This window comes from Enterococcus ratti, from assembly GCF_001886195.1.
Classification (GTDB): Bacteria; Bacillota; Bacilli; order Lactobacillales; family Enterococcaceae; genus Enterococcus_B; species Enterococcus_B ratti.
This window is the reverse complement of sequence record NZ_JXLB01000055.1, coordinates 1-1,337: the sequence shown is the minus strand read 5'-3', so window position 1 is coordinate 1,337 and position 1,337 is coordinate 1. Positions and strand designations below refer to the sequence as shown.

Here is a 1,337-nt window from a genome sequence, read left to right as displayed (position 1 = left end):
CGAATATTAAAATTGAGAACTGCTTAGGTTTAGAAAAATAGAGGGGACACCTGAATATGGGAACAAAGAAAAAAAAGGATCAAGATTGCGCTCAGTGAAGAAACGATTCAAAAACTTCAGTGAATCGTCAAAGAGGACCAGAAGAAAAACAACAAGAGAATTTATCCTTGTGACTCTTTAGAGCGAATAATCGATAACGAATATGTTATACGTCAAGCATTTCGAGACAATTAATTAAGAGAAGGAGTGACTGCCTATGGTAAAGGTTATGGGGAAATATACTGGACGTGTGTATTATTCCTGTTCAAGCAAAAAAGAAGCCAATGAATGGATTCTTGCAAAAAAAATCTTTGAGCCATTAGTACTTCTTGTTCTTCCTAGAAAAGAAGAGATTGTATGAAAACAAGTTATAATTATCACCCTCTAGTCGATGGGTTTAGTCGGAATTTCAATTTACAAGAAGAGCAAAAAATGATTCGTCATTTCGAAAAAGATATTTTATCTGAGATCAAGAAGAGGAAGGATCGAAAGCTTCCAGTAAGTCAATATATTGCGAATTTTTCACCTAAAGAAAAACGTTGTTTTTTCGGTCTTTTGAAGCGATTTGAACGAGTGAAAGTCTATTACCAATTGGAAGAAGGTATGTCGCGTCAATATTTGATTATGGCATAGGAACTTGTTCCATGAGCTGTGAAATAAAGCAATTCTATAAAATACGACCATTATGGGAGATAACAGAGGTGGAAAAAGAATGATGCAAACATTCGCAAAAATGAGCAGAAGTGCTTGGGTTGAAAAGCTTGAAAATGACTTGAGTGTTATGCGATTAGCTCCAAATAAATTCAAACAAGAGATTTTAGAAAAAGAAGCAATTTTGTCGATATTGAATGCGGTAGACGACAAATGTCCAGTAAAAATTAGTTTTTCAGATATAGCAACAATTATCGAAGGTATCTGTTACGGTGAAGCTGATGAAGAGATATTTTCTATACAAGATTTATTAGAATTTTTGAACCGAAATAAGGATAGCTTTGTAGTACTAACTGATTATGAGGAGGATACAACAAATGAAAAATTATGATCCGAATAGCCGATGGGGAAAACACACCATTAAAGTTTCTTTTCAACGTTGGGATTACAAAGGGTTTGTGATGTTTAGAAAAGGTGGTAATTGCAAAGGATTAAGTGTCTTATCGTTAGACGAAGAAGATTTGTATTATCAACCATTGACTGATAACCCAATCGGATTTGGATTACTTCCTGAAGATGATGAAGGTAATGAATGGTTTAAAATGACCCTGAAAAATGATGAAGGGGACGAATTGTTAGTGGAAGAT

At 34.3% G+C, this 1,337-nt stretch carries 4 protein-coding genes; all 4 read left to right on the top strand.

Annotation, left to right across the window (positions count from 1 at the left end; genetic code table 11):
• Positions 1-256 precede the first annotated feature (256 nt).
• Entirely contained in the window at positions 257-400 is a 144-nt protein-coding gene (locus RV14_RS12355) for a hypothetical protein (protein ID WP_167359869.1), read from the top strand.
• Complete coding sequence (locus tag RV14_RS11620; protein WP_071856396.1) at positions 397-672, top strand: hypothetical protein; 276 nt, start codon at positions 397-399, stop codon at positions 670-672. Before RV14_RS12355 ends, RV14_RS11620 begins: the two co-directional genes overlap by 4 nt.
• A gap of 79 nt (positions 673-751) precedes the next feature.
• Positions 752-1,081: a hypothetical protein gene (locus RV14_RS11615; RefSeq protein ID WP_071856395.1), complete on the top strand. Its 330-nt coding sequence runs from the start codon at positions 752-754 to the stop codon at positions 1,079-1,081.
• On the top strand, positions 1,068-1,337 hold a 270-nt coding region (locus RV14_RS11610), incomplete at its 3' end, for a DUF5406 family protein (RefSeq protein WP_071856394.1). The genes RV14_RS11615 and RV14_RS11610, both read left to right, overlap by 14 nt.